General features: G+C 62.4%; 17 protein-coding genes. 9 read left to right on the top strand and 8 right to left on the bottom strand.

Annotation, left to right across the window (positions count from 1 at the left end; all coding sequences use genetic code 11):
- Positions 1–7: 7 nt before the first annotated feature.
- A complete protein-coding gene (locus tag ACLKOZ_RS07290; RefSeq protein ID WP_337348253.1) occupies positions 8–688 on the bottom strand; it encodes a peptide deformylase in 681 nt (226 codons plus the stop codon).
- A gap of 61 nt (positions 689–749) precedes the next feature.
- On the opposite strand from ACLKOZ_RS07290, the gene ACLKOZ_RS07285 reads away from it, so the two are divergent.
- Positions 750–1,169: a nuclear transport factor 2 family protein gene (locus tag ACLKOZ_RS07285; protein ID WP_436473936.1), complete on the top strand. Its 420-nt coding sequence runs from the start codon at positions 750–752 to the stop codon at positions 1,167–1,169.
- Between the two features lie 58 nt (positions 1,170–1,227).
- On the opposite strand, the gene ACLKOZ_RS07280 is transcribed toward ACLKOZ_RS07285, so the two are convergent.
- From ACLKOZ_RS07280 to ACLKOZ_RS07270, 3 genes are read right to left on the bottom strand one after another with little or no spacing between them, the layout of a single operon-like run.
- On the bottom strand, positions 1,228–2,358 hold the full coding sequence (locus tag ACLKOZ_RS07280) for an FAD-dependent oxidoreductase (protein ID WP_436473934.1): 1,131 nt from the start codon (positions 2,356–2,358) through the stop codon (positions 1,228–1,230).
- Positions 2,351–3,040, bottom strand: a complete 690-nt coding sequence (locus ACLKOZ_RS07275) for a class I SAM-dependent methyltransferase (protein ID WP_436473932.1) — start codon at positions 3,038–3,040, stop codon at positions 2,351–2,353. Before ACLKOZ_RS07275 ends, ACLKOZ_RS07280 begins: the two co-directional genes overlap by 8 nt.
- Before the next feature lie 16 nt (positions 3,041–3,056).
- On the bottom strand, positions 3,057–4,253 hold the full coding sequence (locus ACLKOZ_RS07270; protein WP_436473930.1) for a type III polyketide synthase: 1,197 nt from the start codon (positions 4,251–4,253) through the stop codon (positions 3,057–3,059).
- A gap of 179 nt (positions 4,254–4,432) precedes the next feature.
- Between ACLKOZ_RS07270 and ACLKOZ_RS07265 the strand changes: the two genes are divergently transcribed.
- Complete coding sequence (locus ACLKOZ_RS07265) at positions 4,433–6,826, top strand: ATP-binding cassette domain-containing protein (protein WP_376049127.1); 2,394 nt, start codon at positions 4,433–4,435, stop codon at positions 6,824–6,826.
- Positions 6,827–6,892: 66 nt separating this feature from the next.
- Here the strand turns inward: ACLKOZ_RS07265 and ACLKOZ_RS07260 are convergent, their stop codons facing one another.
- Positions 6,893–7,261 carry a winged helix-turn-helix transcriptional regulator gene (locus ACLKOZ_RS07260; RefSeq protein WP_436473928.1) on the bottom strand — a complete coding sequence of 123 codons (369 nt, stop codon included), beginning with the start codon at positions 7,259–7,261 and terminating at the stop codon, positions 6,893–6,895.
- A gap of 106 nt (positions 7,262–7,367) precedes the next feature.
- On the opposite strand from ACLKOZ_RS07260, the gene ACLKOZ_RS07255 reads away from it, so the two are divergent.
- The 3 genes from ACLKOZ_RS07255 (at position 7,368) to ACLKOZ_RS07245 (ending at position 9,936) form a co-directional block, all read left to right on the top strand.
- The gene (locus ACLKOZ_RS07255) at positions 7,368–7,778 is read left to right on the top strand and encodes a RidA family protein (RefSeq protein WP_436473926.1); all 411 of its coding nucleotides are present in this window, start codon (positions 7,368–7,370) and stop codon (positions 7,776–7,778) included.
- A 735-nt stretch (positions 7,779–8,513) separates the two neighbouring features.
- On the top strand, positions 8,514–8,927 hold the full coding sequence (locus tag ACLKOZ_RS07250) for a hypothetical protein (RefSeq protein WP_436473924.1): 414 nt from the start codon (positions 8,514–8,516) through the stop codon (positions 8,925–8,927).
- Between the two features lie 841 nt (positions 8,928–9,768).
- Entirely contained in the window at positions 9,769–9,936 is a 168-nt protein-coding gene (locus ACLKOZ_RS07245) for a hypothetical protein (protein WP_436473922.1), read from the top strand.
- Positions 9,937–10,594: 658 nt separating this feature from the next.
- On the opposite strand, the gene ACLKOZ_RS07240 is transcribed toward ACLKOZ_RS07245, so the two are convergent.
- Positions 10,595–11,065 (bottom strand): VOC family protein, encoded by a 471-nt coding sequence (locus ACLKOZ_RS07240; RefSeq protein WP_337348242.1) that lies wholly within the window; start codon positions 11,063–11,065, stop codon positions 10,595–10,597.
- Positions 11,066–11,103: 38 nt separating this feature from the next.
- A complete protein-coding gene (locus ACLKOZ_RS07235; protein WP_436473919.1) occupies positions 11,104–11,484 on the bottom strand; it encodes a VOC family protein in 381 nt (126 codons plus the stop codon).
- Between the two features lie 114 nt (positions 11,485–11,598).
- On the opposite strand from ACLKOZ_RS07235, the gene ACLKOZ_RS07230 reads away from it, so the two are divergent.
- Both ACLKOZ_RS07230 and ACLKOZ_RS07225 read left to right on the top strand, forming a co-directional pair.
- Positions 11,599–11,997 (top strand): DUF3054 domain-containing protein, encoded by a 399-nt coding sequence (locus ACLKOZ_RS07230; protein WP_337351193.1) that lies wholly within the window; start codon positions 11,599–11,601, stop codon positions 11,995–11,997.
- A 105-nt stretch (positions 11,998–12,102) separates the two neighbouring features.
- Positions 12,103–12,384, top strand: coding sequence for an Lrp/AsnC family transcriptional regulator (locus tag ACLKOZ_RS07225; RefSeq protein ID WP_337348239.1), 282 nt, complete (start codon positions 12,103–12,105; stop codon positions 12,382–12,384).
- Positions 12,385–12,446: 62 nt separating this feature from the next.
- On the opposite strand, the gene trpD is transcribed toward ACLKOZ_RS07225, so the two are convergent.
- Complete coding sequence (gene trpD / locus ACLKOZ_RS07220) at positions 12,447–13,505, bottom strand: anthranilate phosphoribosyltransferase (RefSeq protein ID WP_337348238.1); 1,059 nt, start codon at positions 13,503–13,505, stop codon at positions 12,447–12,449.
- A 148-nt stretch (positions 13,506–13,653) separates the two neighbouring features.
- Here trpD and ctaE point away from each other — a divergent pair, with 148 nt between their 5' ends.
- Both ctaE and qcrC read left to right on the top strand, forming a co-directional pair.
- Positions 13,654–14,292, top strand: a complete 639-nt coding sequence (gene ctaE / locus ACLKOZ_RS07215) for an aa3-type cytochrome oxidase subunit III (RefSeq protein ID WP_436473916.1) — start codon at positions 13,654–13,656, stop codon at positions 14,290–14,292.
- 87 nt (positions 14,293–14,379) lie between these two features.
- Positions 14,380–15,168 (top strand): cytochrome bc1 complex diheme cytochrome c subunit, encoded by a 789-nt coding sequence (gene qcrC, locus ACLKOZ_RS07210; RefSeq protein WP_337348236.1) that lies wholly within the window; start codon positions 14,380–14,382, stop codon positions 15,166–15,168.
- Positions 15,169–15,235 lie beyond the last annotated feature (67 nt).

Genomic DNA, 15,235 nt, shown 5'->3' with positions numbered 1-15,235 from the left:
AACAGATCTAGTGCCGTGGCAGGTCCGGGAGGCCAGGGAGGAAACCCAGCGCAGCGCGTGCCTTGCCGATGCCGGGCTCCGCCCAGTGGGCCGCATATTCGGCATTGCCACTCAGGGACCTCAGCTCGGCCCGGTCAACATACAGCGTCCCCTGGAGGTGATCGGTCTCGTGCTGGACGATCCTGGCCTGCCAGCCAGTAAATTCCCTTTCGGCCGGCAAGCCGCCGGGCTCAACGAAGTTCAGCCGGACTCGTTCTGGTCGGACCACCACGGCCTGCAGGCCGTTCAGCGAGAGGCAGCCTTCGAAAAAGGCAGCAGCTTGCGTGCCCACCGCTCGGTAGCGCGGATTCAGGACCGCGAGGAACTCAAGCGGTGTCCGGTTCCGCACGGCCGCAGCTTCCGGATCGACGTCGAACTTGTCCTCCATGACCGCGAGCTGGAGGGGGATGCCCAACTGCGGGGCGGCCAGACCAACTCCGGGGGCTTCGTGCATCACCCGCCGCATCAGATCAATGAGCTGGTCCAGTTCGCTGGACGTTATCTGGCCCTCAAAAGCGGCTGCCTGCTGCCGCAGCACTGGGTGCCCGGCCTGCACGATCGGCGGCAGCGGTCCTGCCGCAAGGATTTCCTGCACGGTCTCCTGGATGCGGGCAGGACTGAAAGGCGTCGGCAACGATGCGTGACTCATGGGGAACAGCCTAGCGGCGCAAAAGAAGCGGCTGCAGCAGCCATCGGTTAGTGTCGGTTCCATGGCTGAAAAGACGTCGTCGGAAAAACCACCGCTGGAACTGGTCCTTGATTTTGTCCGGACTTTGGAGGCGGGAGGCGTGGGTGCCGACATCCGGCCCTTCCTGGCGGACGGGTTTGTCCTCGTTGAGGCGCCGCACCTGCTGGCGCCCGAAGGTTCAACCCGGAGCCGGGATCAGGTCCTGGCGGGTGCCGATCACAGCGGCGGCGTCGTTGCCAACCAGAAGTTCGAGATCCGGCGGACCACCTGTGAACAGGGGCGCGTTGTCCTGGAGGCTGACTGGTCAGCGACTTCCCTGATGGACTTGCGGTATTGGGATGCCGGGGACACCATCCGGGCGCGCACGTCGTCTGTTTTTGAGGTCCGTGACGGACTGATCGTGAGCCAGGACAGCTACGACTGCTACTTCATCGATTCCTGAACGCCACCTTCAAACGGCCGCTCCACTCCGGCTGCGTGAGGACCTCACTGCATCGACCTCACTGCATCGTGAAACGGCGTGCCACTGCCCTGTTGAGTGGCTGCACGGAAGCGACCGCCCCCATGGCGGAGTTCCTCAGGCGGAGCCAAGGCTCCGTAAGGGGACGCCCCAGCATCATGTTGACTTCGGACTGCCGGCGCGCAATACGTGCTGCCCGGCGGCGCAGGACCTCAAAGTCCCGAAGGCGGCGCTCAACGGTCCCGCCCGCCATGCCCCCACAGATGATGGGGGCCAACGCTTCGCCGTCCAGCCATCCGAGGTTCATTCCCTGACCCCCGATCGGGCTGACCTCATGGGCGGCGTCACCAATCAGCACAGTCCTGCCGGCCACCATGCTGCGTGCCAGAGCCGAGCGGACACTGAAGCTGCTGAGCATCGTACTGCTGCCGGCATCGAGGCCTATTCCCGTCCGTTCCTGCACCAGGGAAGCAAGGTCTGCGGCGGAGGCAGTGCGGGGCTCGCCGACGCGGACGACCCAGCGCCGTAAGCCACCTGGCAGCGGGAAGGACTCCACGATCCCGCCTTCCTCCAGGAACAGGACGGCGTCCGTGCCAAAAATCCCGGCGTCGGCGAAATCTCCCATCACGTAGTGGTCCGGGTATCGTCTCGCGGTCACCGGAATCCCCAGCAGCTGGCGCACCGTGGAGTGGGTGCCGTCCGCTGCCACGGCGAGTGCGGACGCCAGGTGCGTGGAAGCCCCGCCGGAAGTCACTGCGAGAGCCAGCCTGTCGCCGTCGTCCGTTATTCCAGTGACGCGGGCGCCCCTGGCCAGCGCCGTGGGATCCAGGTCCTGTACACGGCGCTCAAGGTGCGCTTCCGTGCTGCACTGCGGCAGGGACAGCACAAAGGGGAAGTCCCTTGAGACCGATTCAAACGACATAGTGCCCACAAGTTTCCCGCCGCTGTAGGCCCGGCCGCGGCGGATCGGCACCCCGTCAGCGACCAGAGCCCGGGCAACCCCGGCGCGCTCAAGCGCAGCGAGGGCGGGCGGATGGATGCCTATAGCGCGCGAATGCCGGTCACGCTCAGACCGTTGTTCCAGGACACGCACACCCACCCCTTCCTGCAGCAACAACGCGGCCAGGTAAAGGCCCACCGGGCCGCCGCCCACTACCGCGACGTCAGTCATGGGGTTCCTTGCGGCAGACCAGCAAGTGGTGGAAGGCAGAACTGGATTCCACATGCCAACCCGGCGGAGCCAAAGCCCCAAGTTCCTGCTGCGTATAGCTGCGGCGAATGGAGGTCAGGCCGTCTTCCCGGATAAACGAACCACGGAATGGCAATGCGGCAACGGAGAACAGTGCATAGGCAGCCGGGCTGCGGCGCAGGTCGTTGTGCAGCACCTTCGTGCGCGCGAGTTCTTTCGAGTCTGACAGCAGTTGCTGCAGCTCGGCCGGTTGAAGGTGGTGAAGGACATGGTTGGAGATGACTACGTCGAAGGTCAGTCCTTCCCCGAGGAGCTCTGTGGTGTGCGCGCGCCGGAATTCGACCCCGGGAACAGGCGGGCGGGAGGACGCGAAAGCATGGGCGCGGCCGTCAGGATCTATGCCGGTGACGTGCAGCCTCAACCCGTCCTTGGCCGCCCACCGGGACAGTCGGACTGCGAGGTCGCCACCGCCGGAGCCGACGTCCAGCACGGTGGTGGTACTCCCGGCGTGTAGTAGGGGTCGAATTTCCTGCACATACAGCCGGTGCCAGCCTGATAGTGCGCCGTTGACCAGAGCGAACTGCCGGTAGGTCCGTTCAAGCCGGTTTGGATCGCAGTCAGGCAAGTCCATCTGTTCAACAGCATCGGAGGCGCGTCGGCGCATCAACCACACCTGGGGCTCAAGCCAGCGAAGATTCTGCGGCTTTTTCCCCTACGGCTGAGGCAGGTGAGGGGGTTCGTCCTGTGCCCTGCCGCAATTTGGTGAACAGGCCGGTTTCCACCGTAAGCCCCGGGCCGAAAGCCATGGAGCAGATACGCTCGCCACCTCCGTCCAACGGCTGGTCGAGGATGTATTTGAGGACGAACAGGACAGTGGCGCTGCTCATGTTGCCATAGTTCCGCAGCGTCTCCCGTGCCGGCACGAGTTGCTCATCGGTCAGTTCCAGCCTCGATTGGACCTTGTCCAGGATGCTCCGGCCGCCCGGGTGGATGCCCCAATGCTGGATTTCACGGTAGGGGAGTGCCTGCACTGACGGGTCGCGGGCGAGTAGGGGCCCCAGTGCCCCGATGATGTGGTCATCAATGATGTGGGGCACGTAGTTTCCCAGGATCATTTCGAATCCGTGATCGCCGATATTCCAGGCCATGGATTCCTCGCCCACGGGTGTCAGCACGGTTTCAAAGTGGTCCAACTGCATCAGCGCAGGGGCGTCCGGTGCTTCGCGGGCGGTGACGACGGCGGCCGCTGCGCCGTCTGCGAAGAGCGCCGACCCCATGATGGTGTCCGGATCGTTGGAGGTTCGGACGTGCAGGGAGCAGAGCTCGGCGCAGACCACAAGGACCACCGCCTCCGCATCGGCCTCACAAAAGGATTTTGCGGCACGGAGGGCAGGAAACGCTGCGTAACAGCCCATGAACCCGAGGTGGTAGCGCTGTACGGAAGGGTCCAGCCCCATCGCGCGGACGATCTTATAGTCAGGGCCAGGATTGTAGAACCCGGTGCAGGAGACCGTAATGAGGTGGGTAATCTCCTGTGCTGCCAGGTCCGGGCAGGCGTCGATGGCGGACCGTGCAGCCTCGATGAACAGCTTGGTGGCTTCGCGGCCGAATATCTCATTGCGGACTTTAGTGCTGGGGTTCAGCAACAGGCTGGTTGCCGGGTCGAAGAACTGCGGATCATCAGCCCGGAAGTCCCTCGTCATTTCCTCGACGGCGGTGTAGCGGGTGTCGATTGCCGCCGAGTCGAAGCATGTGCTCACCAGCCTCGAGCCAAGACGGGTCAGTCCAGGCTGGGCGGCGAAAACGTCACGCGCTTCTGTTTGAACCAGCATCGTTGGCGGGACAGCTGTTTCCAGGGAACGCACATAGACCGTCATTGGTTTATTCTTGGCGAGGTCCGCAGATATGACAATGGGTCGGGTCGCGGGAACGGCCTCTGAAGAGCGCAAATACCCTTCGACAGAGTGGGGGAAGCTGGTTAGATAGACCCAGGGCACGCTGCAGGGGGCTGCCGGGGCGCCGCCGCGCGAAACCGCGGTAAAACAGGGAGACAACAATGAGCATCGCCACGAGGTCGGAGAAGCAGTCGTCTGAACTGCACGTTGCCGACAGCCATGATCTGATCCGCGTCCAGGGCGCGCGGGAGAACAACCTGAAGGACATCAGCATTGAGATCCCCAAACGCCGTCTAACGGTATTCACCGGTGTCTCGGGATCCGGGAAGAGCTCGCTGGTGTTTGCTACCATCGCCGCGGAGTCGCAGCGGATGATCAACGAGACCTACAGCGCCTTCGTGCAGGGGTTTATGCCGTCGCTGGCGCGGCCCGACGTGGACTTTCTCGAAGGACTGACGACGGCGATCATCGTCGACCAGGAGAGGATGGGAGCCAACCCCCGCTCCACGGTGGGCACTGCCACTGATGCCAACGCCATGCTCCGGATCCTCTTCAGCCGCCTGGGCAAGCCGTACGTTGGGCCACCCACGGCCTTTTCCTTCAACGTCCCGACGCGGAAGGCCAGCGGCGTGATGAGCACCGAGAAGGCAGGCGGCCGGGTGGAGAAGGCCGTTGTCCAGAATGCTGTCTATCTGGGCGGCATGTGTGCTCGTTGCGAGGGCATGGGTTCGGTCTCCGACTTCGACCTCACCGCACTGTACGACGACAGCAAGTCGCTTGGCGACGGTGCACTCACCGTCCCCGGTTACAGCATGGATGGATGGTACGGCCGGCTGTTCGAGGGAATGGGCCTGCCGATGGACAAGCCGATTGCCACGTTCACGAAAAAGCAGCTTGAGACGATGCTGTACGCCGAGCCCACCAAGATCAAGGTTGAAGGCATCAACCTTACGTTCGAGGGCATCATCCCCAAGATCCAGAAGTCCATGCTGTCCAAGGACGTCGAGGCGATGCAGCCACACGTGCGGCGCTTTGTGGAGCGCGCCATCACTTTCCAGGCTTGCCCCGAGTGCGAGGGAACGCGGCTCAGCCCTGAGGCCAGGTCCTCGAGAATCCAGGGCAAGAACATCGCCGACCTCTGCGAGATGCAGATCAGCGACCTGGCCGAATGGGTCCGCGACTTCGACGAACCATCGGTGGCGCCGCTGCTCAAAGGCCTGCGGCACCTGCTCGACTCGTTCGCAGAAATCGGGCTCGGCTATTTGTCGCTGGACCGGCCGGCCGGGACGCTGTCCGGGGGAGAGGCCCAGCGCACCAAAATGATCCGCCATCTCGGGTCCTCCCTCACTGACGTTACCTATGTCTTCGACGAGCCGACCATTGGCCTGCACCCGCATGACATCGAACGGATGAACCAGCTCCTGCTGCAGCTCCGGGACAAAGGCAACACCGTACTCGTCGTGGAGCACAAGCCTGAGACCATCGCCATAGCCGACCACGTCGTCGACCTCGGTCCGGGTGCTGGAACCCAAGGTGGAAGCGTCTGCTACGAGGGAAGCCTGGAGGGGCTGCGGGGGAGCGACACCACCACCGGTCACCACCTCGACGACCGGGCGGCATTGAAGGACGCGGTCCGTTTGGCCACCAGCAAACTGGAAGTCCGCGGCGCCTCCACGCACAACCTCCAGAACGTGGACGTCGACGTCCCGCTCGGCGTGCTCTGCGTCGTGACCGGTGTCGCCGGCTCGGGAAAAAGCTCGCTCATCCATGGCTCCGTGGCGCAACGCGACGGCGTCGTGGTGATCGATCAGGGTGCCATCAAAGGCTCACGGCGCAGCAACCCGGCCACGTACACCGGACTGCTCGAGCCAATCCGCAAGGCGTTCGCTAAGGCAAACGGCGTGAAACCGGCGCTTTTCAGCTCCAACTCCGAGGGCGCCTGTCCCACGTGCAACGGCGCCGGCGTCATCTTCACCGAGTTGGGCGTCATGGCCACCGTCGAATCCACCTGCGAGGACTGCGAAGGCCGCCGGTTCCAAGCATCAGTGCTGGAGTACACGCTCGGCGGGCGAAACATCTCCGAGGTGCTGGCAATGTCCATGACGGAGGCTGAGGCCTTCTTCAGCGACGGCGAGGCGAACACGCCTGCCGCCCACAAGATCCTCGACCGGCTCGTCGACGTGGGGCTCGGTTACCTCACGCTCGGACAGCCACTCACCACGCTCTCAGGCGGTGAGCGTCAACGCGTCAAGCTGGCCACCCAGATGGCTGAGAAGGGCGACGTTTACGTACTCGACGAGCCGACCACCGGCCTCCACCTTGCCGATGTCGAGAACCTGCTGGGGCTGCTGGACAGGCTGGTTGACTCCGGCAAGTCCGTGATCGTCATAGAGCATCACCAGGCGGTCATGGCGCACGCTGACTGGATTATCGATCTCGGTCCCGGTGCAGGTCACGACGGCGGCAAGATCGTTTTCGAGGGTACGCCCGCCGAGCTGGTGGCCGCCCGTTCCACGCTGACGGGCAAGCACCTCGCGGCTTACGTCGGTTCCTAGGACTGAACAGCCAAGGGATTTTGCCGGACTGAGTTATCTCAACTTGGGCCTGTGCCCTGGCGAGCATCAGACGCGGTCGAGCTCCTCGTCGAAGCGGTCGCGTGCCGCCTCAATGCGCGGCATGTTCTGCTCCGCCCACTCCAGCAGCACGTCAACCGGGTGGCGGAGCGTCTTGCCGAGCGGGGTAATCCGGTAGGTGACCGCGACCGGTCGCGACGAGGTCACCTCACGTTCGACGATGCCGTTGCGTTCCAGCCGCCGGAGCGTCCCGGTGAGCGATTTCTGCGTGACCTCCGGGACGGCGCGGCGGAGCTCGTTGAAGCGGGAAGGCCGTTCGCACAGCTCGTTCAGGACGCTGAGCGACCACTTGTCGAGCACCTGGTCGAGGAGGTCTCGGTGCGCGGTCGCGATGCGGAGCTCAGTGGGGGTATCCATGGTGAAACCTGGTCTCGTTGAAGTGTCCTTTGGCGCCTAAGTATCTTGATGATACCTAGTTTAGGCACTATGACGATACACATTGGACGAGAAGAGGCGTTTCGATATGACGGTCCAACGCTTTACCCCTAAAGGCATGCTTCAGCCGGTCCCGTACCACCACGTCGCCGTCGGCACGGGTGCCAGGCACGTGCATGTCAGCGGGCAGGTTGCGCGCCAGGCCGATGGCACGCCCGTCGCGGTGGGCGATTTGGTGGGGCAGGTCGCGCAGGCCCTGCGGAACACAGCCACAGGCCTGTCAGGTGCCGGCGCGACGTTTGCGGACGTGCTGCGGCTAACGTTCTACGTCACGCAGTGGCGGCCCGAGCGGATCGGCGACTTCATGGCCGGCGTGGAAGCCGTCGCCGACGAGATCGGCCTCGAACTCCCGATGCCGCCCACGTCCCTCATCGGTGTCGAGGCACTGTTCGAGAAGGACGTGCTCGTGGAGGTCGAGGCCACCGCGCTCGTCGACTGAGGACGGAAAGCCCAGTCGGCGTTGGGGTGCGAGGCGGTGGGTCGTGGCCAAGATTTGCGGCGAGCTTGTGGCGGCCAGGTCCACCCTGACAGGCAACCACTCTGCGGCCTGCATCAGGTAGGCAAATAACAGGGGGGGGTGAAGCCGGGTTGAGTTATGTCAACCTGGTGCGGCCGCGAGATGGCAGTTCGAGGCAATGGTCAACGGCTGCATTGCCTCGAACTGCCATCTCGCACGCATCCCTGCGGCTCAAACCGTACGGCGCGTATTTAGAAGCGACAGATTTGAGTCGGCATTGAAGGCGAAATTAGTGCGTGGACTCTGGCTCGGTAGTGTCGACTCGCGCCTCACCGGCAGTTCTCGCAGCCACTTCCTCTCCAATGCTTTTTACGCCGATAATCTACATTATGTAAAGTAAAGGGTGATTCTCTTCGGCATCGCAGTCCTCGTAATGGGCGCCCAAATAACCAGATTCTCGCTATGGCAGAGGGACGAGTACTGGCGAGAACGAGGAAGAGATCCTAAACATCCGGAGCGGTTTCCGTCGGCCGACGCTGAATAGTTCCACCGCGTATCTCATCAGATGAATCATTCAGGCCCTGCAGCTACCCAGGTCACCCCAAAAACACGCCGCTGCCGAGCTTTGGTCCCGCTACATTGCCAAGCGACTAGGATCAGCGCGAGAGGCCGCGCTGTATCGGGCCAAGACATCGTTACAACCCGGAAGTACTAGTGATGATCAGGATAATGATACTTGTGACGTTCCTGATATTCGGATACTCGCTGGGCTGGAGCGGACGCTTCAGACTGGATCTGAAAAGTGGTTCGACAACGGAACTGGTCCTAGAGACCATCCATCTCGGGCTGATGGCGCTACTTGCGGTTTTCATGTTTGCGTTGCCACCCATGACTGACTTTCATGGTCGTCCTGAGCTTGCCTACTCCTCCGGAGCTGTACTAATAGCAGCCCTCGCGCTCTTCAATCTCAAAACGAAAAGCCTTATCCTGTCGCTCAGTCCTGCGTCGGGCTCAAGGGCGAAGCCGGCGCCAGAGCAGCGTCGGACTAAATGGCCATATTCCTTTGCGTGGGCCACAGGCTACTTTCTGGCTGCATGGTATGTGGCAACGATCTACGCAAAGTTCGTGTGAGCGTCGCGCCCGTGTGAACCCGGCGTTTCACAAGCGCACCGTCCGGCCAACCATCCCGCCAGCCCCGTATGGAGTCCTTCGCTGCGGCGTGTTTGTCTTCGAGTAGTGCCGAATTGAATATGCACACTTACCAGTAGGACTCTGCGTATCTCATCAGATGAATCAATAAGCCTGGAACATCCCCGTCTTCTCGGCTGCAGCACGGTGGGTCCGCGCACAACTAAGGTCGGTCTTGTGACGGGTGGTCTGCACAGTTTCTCCCCGGGGACGTGGCCGTGTGCAGCGCGTGTCCCGAATTCATGATCGCGATGCCCCGACGACACGCAGGAGGTGACCCGAATGGAACGGTTTCTGATACTGCTGGCCATAGTCCTAGCTTTAGTGGCAGTCTGCACAGCCGGACGCTATCGATACCCCATCAAGGAAGGATCCCGTGCAGATCACTTCTTCGAACGGCTCCAGTTGGCAGGGAACGTAGTTGCCATCGGAGTGGAACTCCTGCTTCCCGCCGTCACAGGTTTTCTTGGTCAGCCCTTGCTGGCCTACGCGGCCGCAATCCTCCAAGTTTTGGCTGTGAGCATCTTTCGAGTCCAGCTGCCTCCAATTCGGCCGCTCCGCCCCGGGACGGCCGCGAAGCACTCAGTAGGTGAACCTGGACTTCGCCGCACTCGATGGCCCTACCAAACGGCCTTCGCACTGGGATACGTCCTGCTCCTTGCTTACGTGGCGTCCATATTCGGTACGTATTTCTAATAGCCGACGGCAGCAAGGAACGATCGGGAAACCGACAGCTAAGCGGGATCTGCAGCGCCCAGCGCCCGCATAGGACTCGGCGGCTCGCATGCTCAAAGCCTGCCTCACCGGCAACATCGACACCCCGCTGGTTGCCCAAATGCTCGGCTACAGCTACCAAGTCACCCAGAAACACGCCGCAGCAGCGGCAGAACCGTGGTCGCGTTACGCAGGCGCAGAGATGGCATGGATAATGGCCGAACAGATACTCCGCTAGTATGGAGAACGCATGACGCCCGGAACAATATTCGGCTTGGCATTGGTAGGGGCAGGATTTATTCTCTTCGCTACTTCAGCTGGGCTGACGGAACGGGTGGCGAGGATCCGCGTCGAGTGGTTTCAGCCAAATCTGAACCGGCTGGCATTCAAGGGCGAAACGTCAGAATACTGCGGATCATGGCCGGGGCTTGGGTTGGGATCGGCGTCGCCATTGCGATCCTTGGGCTTGTCTCGGCCAGATAACCTCGGTGGCAGAGTTCCTCAACTAGCCATCACCGGACCGCTTGGCGGCACTATCGGCTCTACCGGTTAAATGCGGGCTCTGTAGCCAACTGAGAATAGTTCTAACGCGCCGGGCACCGTTCGCTTCACGTTCGTCGTCGACGCGGTCGCGACGTCATCAGGCAGGTTGAGGAGCTCCGCTGAACGACACTCCTGGAATCGGCATCACCGCGTGACGGCCCCCGGTCGGTGGGTGGCGCCGGCTCACCGTCGCGGTCGAACCCCGACACCGATGACGGCTCCCAAACCGGCTCCAACGCCACGCCAACAAAAGGACTGTCGAAATACGCCAGTCCAACAGCTATGCCAACGGCAGCTCCCAGCAGCGTCCCGATCCACAAAGCCTTGTTCATCGGCGCGTCACAGGAAGGCCGTTAGCCCTCATAGGCGCTTCGAAGTGCGGCAATATCCAGCTTGCGCATTCCCAGCATGGCCTGCATGGCGCGCTGTGAGCCCTCGGGATCCGGTCCGGCGATCAGGGACGACAGGACTGAGGGGACGATCTGCCACGACACGCCATAGCGGTCCTTGAGCCATCCACACTGGCTCTCCGCTCCCCCAGTCGTCAGGGCCTCCCAGTAGCGGTCCACTTCCTCCTGGTCTGCACAGTCAACAACAAACGAGACAGCCTCGGTAAAGTTGGACGCCGCTCCCCCGTTCAGAGCCAGAAACCTGCGCCCCTCGATCTCGAACTCGGCGGTGATTGCCTCCCCAGCCGGTCCGGGACCACCCTCGCCGTAGCGCGACACGTCCAGGATCCTGGAATCATCAAAGACTGAGACGTAGAACTCGGCAGCCTCTTCCGCCTGGTTCTCGAACCACAGGCAAGTGGAAATCTTCTGCATGGGTGCTCCCTTCCGGCTTGAGCCTAGTCCGGGGGCGTTTATGGCACAACGGCGGGGGGAAGCCGGCTGACCAGACCCACAGTGTTCCCTTCAGAGTCCTTGATGAAGGCCATCCATTCGTCCGTTCCGGCGGGGCCCAGTTTGTCGTCAGTATGGTGATAAATCACCTGCGGCGGGGCAATAACCTCCACTGCCCTGTCCTGGAGTGACTCGATCGTGGAGCGGACGTCGGTGACCTCCAAATAGAGCATTGACGACGGCGCCCCGCGCTCGAGGAGCAGCCTGACGCCGTCGAGATCGAAAAACAGCAGCCCGGGCGGGTCGTAGACAGCGGTTGGCTGCACCCCGAGCAATTGGGCATAGAAGGCGGAGGCGCGTTGCAGGTCCTTGGCCTGCTGGGCCACCTGAATCAAGCGCATGCTGCCTCCCTGGTGGTATGCCCACGGTCTTGTCCCTGCAATCTTCCGCAATCGGGAAGCAGGGAGCAACCATGGGTTCCCGAACGTCCTGGCCGCAACGCTAGGCTCGAAGTCATGACTTTCAAGACCTCTCCCCGCCCTATGTCCGGCAGCCGGCAGGCCGTCATCGCCGCAGCCCTGTCCGACGTGGTCCTGATCCTGGTTTTTGCGGCGATAGGGAGGGACGCGCACCAAAGGGGTGACATCGTCACAGGAGTGTTTCTCACTGCCTGGCCCTTCCTCGCCGGGGCAGCGCTCGCATGGATGTCGGGCAAGGTACGGCGGCGTCCCTTGTCACTTTCAACGGGTGTGGCCGTGTGGCTCAGCGCCGTTGCCGGCGGCATGATCCTACGGGCTCTCACTGGCCAGACAGTGGTGGTGGCCTTTGTGATCGTGGCCTTGCTGAGCCTGGGACTCTTTCTGGTGGGCTACCGGGCACTGCTGGCTTTGGTCCGCAGGATGAGGAAGTCCTGAGGCAGGCGAAACAAGGGCCTGCCGCCGGTGGCCATGTAATAGGCTGGCAGCACTGACCAGTCTTGCCGGGCACTGCTACGGCGCAACAGATCCGGAAGGATTGAAGTGATCACCGCATTCGTTCTGATCAAAACAGACGCCGCCCGCATCCCTGAAACCGCCGAGGAAATCTCCGCGATCCAGGGCATCAGTGAGGTGTATTCGGTAACTGGGGAATGGGACCTGATTGCCGTCGCCAGGGTGGCCAAGCACGAGGACCTCGCCGATGTCATCGCCGACCGGCTCTCCAAGGTCCCGGCGGTGGTTCACACCACCACGCACATCGCCTTCCGCGCGTACTCCCAACACGATCTCGACGCCGCTTTCTCTCTCGGTTTCGAACAGTAGCGTCAAAAGTTAAATGAGCAGGGCCCGGCTTCCAGCCGGGCCCTGCTCATTTCCGGGCATTTCTAGCCGTGGCTCAGCGACACCCAGCGGTCGAGGACGGCCGCCGCGGCGCCCGAGTCCACAGACGCAGCCGCACGCGCAAGCGCTGAACGCATGCGCTCCAAAAAGTCGCCGTCAGCCGAAGGGTCAAAAGCCACGAGCCCGGCGGCGGCGTTGAGCAGGACCGCGTCTCGGGCAGGCCCGGGATGGCCCGCAAGGACATCACGCACGACGGCGGCATTCACCTGCGCGTCTCCCCCGCGAAGCTCCTCCACGGTTGCGCGGCGGATACCCAGATCGGACGGCGAAAACATCAGCTCGGTCACGGCGCCGTCCCTAATTTCCCACACAGTGGACGGGCCCGTGGTGGTCAGTTCGTCAAGACCGTCATTCCCCCGGAAAACCAGGCCACGGCTGCCCCGGCGGGCCAGCACCCCTGCCACCAGCGGCGCCATCCTGGCATTTGCCACACCGACAGCCGAGGCTTGGACACCGGCAGGGTTGGTCAGCGGGCCGAGGAAGTTGAAGGCAGTGGGGATGGCCAGTTCCCTGCGCGGAACTGCCGTGTGGCGGAACGAAGGGTGGAACACCTGCGCGAAGCAGAAAGTGATTCCAGCCTCCTCGGCGTTCCGTGCAACCTGGCTGATGGGCAAGTCCAGCCGGACGCCCAGCGCCTCCAGAACATCGGCGGAACCAGAGGAGGACGACGACGCCCGGTTGCCGTGCTTGACCACCTTGGCGCCTGCCCCGGCCGCCACCAGTGCGGCCATGGTGGAGATGTTTACAGTGTTCAGCTGGTCACCGCCGGTGCCCACAATGTCCAGCTTTTCACCGGAAATGTTGACGGGATTCGCGTGGCCCAGCATGGCTTCCACCAGGCCGGACAGCTCTTCCACAGTCTCACCCTTGGCACTGAGTGCAACCAGGAACCCGGCGATCTGGGCGGGCGTCGCTTCGCCCGACATGATGGTGTCCATTGCCCACGCCGTATTGTCTGCAGTGAGGTCCGTGCCGCTGATGAGTGCCGAGATGAGCCGTGGCCAAGTATTGCCTGCCGCCGGTGCGGATGCGAGTGAAGTCACTCCCTGATGCTATCGACCGACGCCGCGCCCTGACCAATGTGAACCCCTCCGGGAACTTTTCCCAGTGATTTCGCGTCTTTGTAGAAAAAGTCCCCCCAAAAGGCGGTTTGCGTTGGGAAGTACGGACTTTTATAGACATAATGTCTATGTGACATCTGCGACCCATGCCCCCAGTACCCCGGCGCACCCCACGCTGAACCGCCCCAATATGGTTTCCGTTGGAACCGTAGTGTGGCTCTCCAGCGAGTTGATGTTCTTCGCCGGTCTTTTCGCCATGTACTTCACACTGCGCTCCACGAGCGGACAGATGTGGGCGGAAGAGACGGCCAAGCTCAACTTCCCCTTTGCGCTCGTCAACACGATCGTCCTCGTGGCCAGTTCCTTTACTTGCCAGATGGGCGTCTTCGCCGCCGAACGGCTGCAGCCCCGCAAGACCGGTGGCCCGTTCCAGTTCTCCCGCTGGGGCATGAATGAATGGTTCACGCTGACCTTCCTCATGGGCGCATTCTTCGTTGCAGGCCAGGCCACCGAATACGCAATGCTCGTCTCCGAGCACGTCTCGTTGTCGTCCAACGCCTACGGCTCCGCCTTCTACATCACGACGGGCTTCCACGGCCTCCACGTCATCGGCGGCCTGATTGCGTTCCTCTTCATCATCGGCCGCGCGTTTGCGGCCAAGAAGTTCGGCCACTTCGAGGCGACGTCAGCGATTGTCACGTCCTACTACTGGCACTTCGTGGATGTCGTGTGGATTGGCCTCTTCCTGGTCATCTACGTCCTCAAGTAGCCACGCTTTGATTCTTTTTCTACAAGAGGCAGAATTTCAAGAAGCGGCTCTCGGAGCCGGCGCACGATCGAAAAAAGGAACCACCACGTGAAGGCACTCTCGCAAAAGCGGCGTCACCCACTAGCAGCAATAGCGCTGCTCCTGATGGGGCTACTCGTCACGGGTGGGCTCTACGCCGTCGCCACTACCGTCAACGAGGCGAAGGCATCCACCACGAGCTACAGCGCCAACGACACCGCTGAGGGCGAGAAGCTCTTTGCAGCGAACTGCGCGACCTGCCACGGCATGGGTGCCAGCGGCACGCAGGATGGTCCCTCCCTCGTCGGTGTAGGTGCAGCAGCGGTTGACTTCCAGGTCGGAACCGGGCGCATGCCGATGCAGATGAACGGACCACAGGCTTACAAGAAGCCGGCCCAGTTCAACGATGAGCAGACCCACCAGCTTTCAGCATACGTAGCCTCCCTGGGAGCCGGCCCGGCAATCCCTGAAGAGCACCTGCTCGATGGCAAGGGCAATGCCGCCGAGGGTGGGGAGCTGTTCCGCGTGAACTGCGCAATGTGCCACAACGCCGCCGCAGCAGGCGGTGCCCTGACACGAGGCAAGTTCGCTCCTGCCCTCGCAGATGTTTCTGAGAAGCACATCTACGAGGCCATGGTCACCGGCCCGCAGAACATGCCAGTGTTCAGCGACGCCAACGTTTCCCCTGAAGGCAAGCGCGACATCATCACCTTCCTCAAGCAGATTGAGTCCAACGGCTCCCCCGGCGGCGCTGACCTGGGCTCCCTCGGCCCCGTCGCTGAAGGCCTGTTTGTCTGGGTTGCCGGCCTGGGCGTCATCATTGCGTTCACCATCTGGCTGACGTCCCGGACGTCCTAGGCGCTCCGCGACACATTAGAACTCCTGCTGATCCGTCAGCAGTTTGAAATTGCAAAACTAACTCGGC

Source organism: Arthrobacter sp. R4, from assembly GCF_051365025.1.
In the GTDB taxonomy this organism is placed as follows: domain Bacteria; phylum Actinomycetota; class Actinomycetes; order Actinomycetales; family Micrococcaceae; genus Arthrobacter.
This window is presented reverse-complemented; position numbering and strand designations above follow the sequence as displayed.

Bases quoted from the DNA above. Each gene is read 5' to 3' on its own strand.
- ACLKOZ_RS07270 (WP_436473930.1), bottom strand. From the start codon at position 4,253: ATGACGGTCTATGTGCGTTCCCTGGAAACAGCTGTCCCGCCAACGATG.
- ACLKOZ_RS07260 (WP_436473928.1), bottom strand. From the start codon at position 7,261: ATGGATACCCCCACTGAGCTCCGCATCGCGACCGCGCACCGAGACCTC.
- ACLKOZ_RS07250 (WP_436473924.1), top strand. From the start codon at position 8,514: ATGATCAGGATAATGATACTTGTGACGTTCCTGATATTCGGATACTCG.
- ACLKOZ_RS07235 (WP_436473919.1), bottom strand. From the start codon at position 11,484: ATGCGCTTGATTCAGGTGGCCCAGCAGGCCAAGGACCTGCAACGCGCC.
- ACLKOZ_RS07275 (WP_436473932.1), bottom strand. From the start codon at position 3,040: ATGCGCCGACGCGCCTCCGATGCTGTTGAACAGATGGACTTGCCTGAC.
- ACLKOZ_RS07280 (WP_436473934.1), bottom strand. From the start codon at position 2,358: ATGACTGACGTCGCGGTAGTGGGCGGCGGCCCGGTGGGCCTTTACCTG.
- ACLKOZ_RS07285 (WP_436473936.1), top strand. From the start codon at position 750: ATGGCTGAAAAGACGTCGTCGGAAAAACCACCGCTGGAACTGGTCCTT.
- ACLKOZ_RS07265 (WP_376049127.1), top strand. From the start codon at position 4,433: ATGAGCATCGCCACGAGGTCGGAGAAGCAGTCGTCTGAACTGCACGTT.
- ACLKOZ_RS07230 (WP_337351193.1), top strand. From the start codon at position 11,599: ATGACTTTCAAGACCTCTCCCCGCCCTATGTCCGGCAGCCGGCAGGCC.
- ACLKOZ_RS07245 (WP_436473922.1), top strand. From the start codon at position 9,769: ATGCTCAAAGCCTGCCTCACCGGCAACATCGACACCCCGCTGGTTGCC.
- ACLKOZ_RS07255 (WP_436473926.1), top strand. From the start codon at position 7,368: ATGACGGTCCAACGCTTTACCCCTAAAGGCATGCTTCAGCCGGTCCCG.
- ACLKOZ_RS07290 (WP_337348253.1), bottom strand. From the start codon at position 688: ATGAGTCACGCATCGTTGCCGACGCCTTTCAGTCCTGCCCGCATCCAG.
- ACLKOZ_RS07240 (WP_337348242.1), bottom strand. From the start codon at position 11,065: ATGCAGAAGATTTCCACTTGCCTGTGGTTCGAGAACCAGGCGGAAGAG.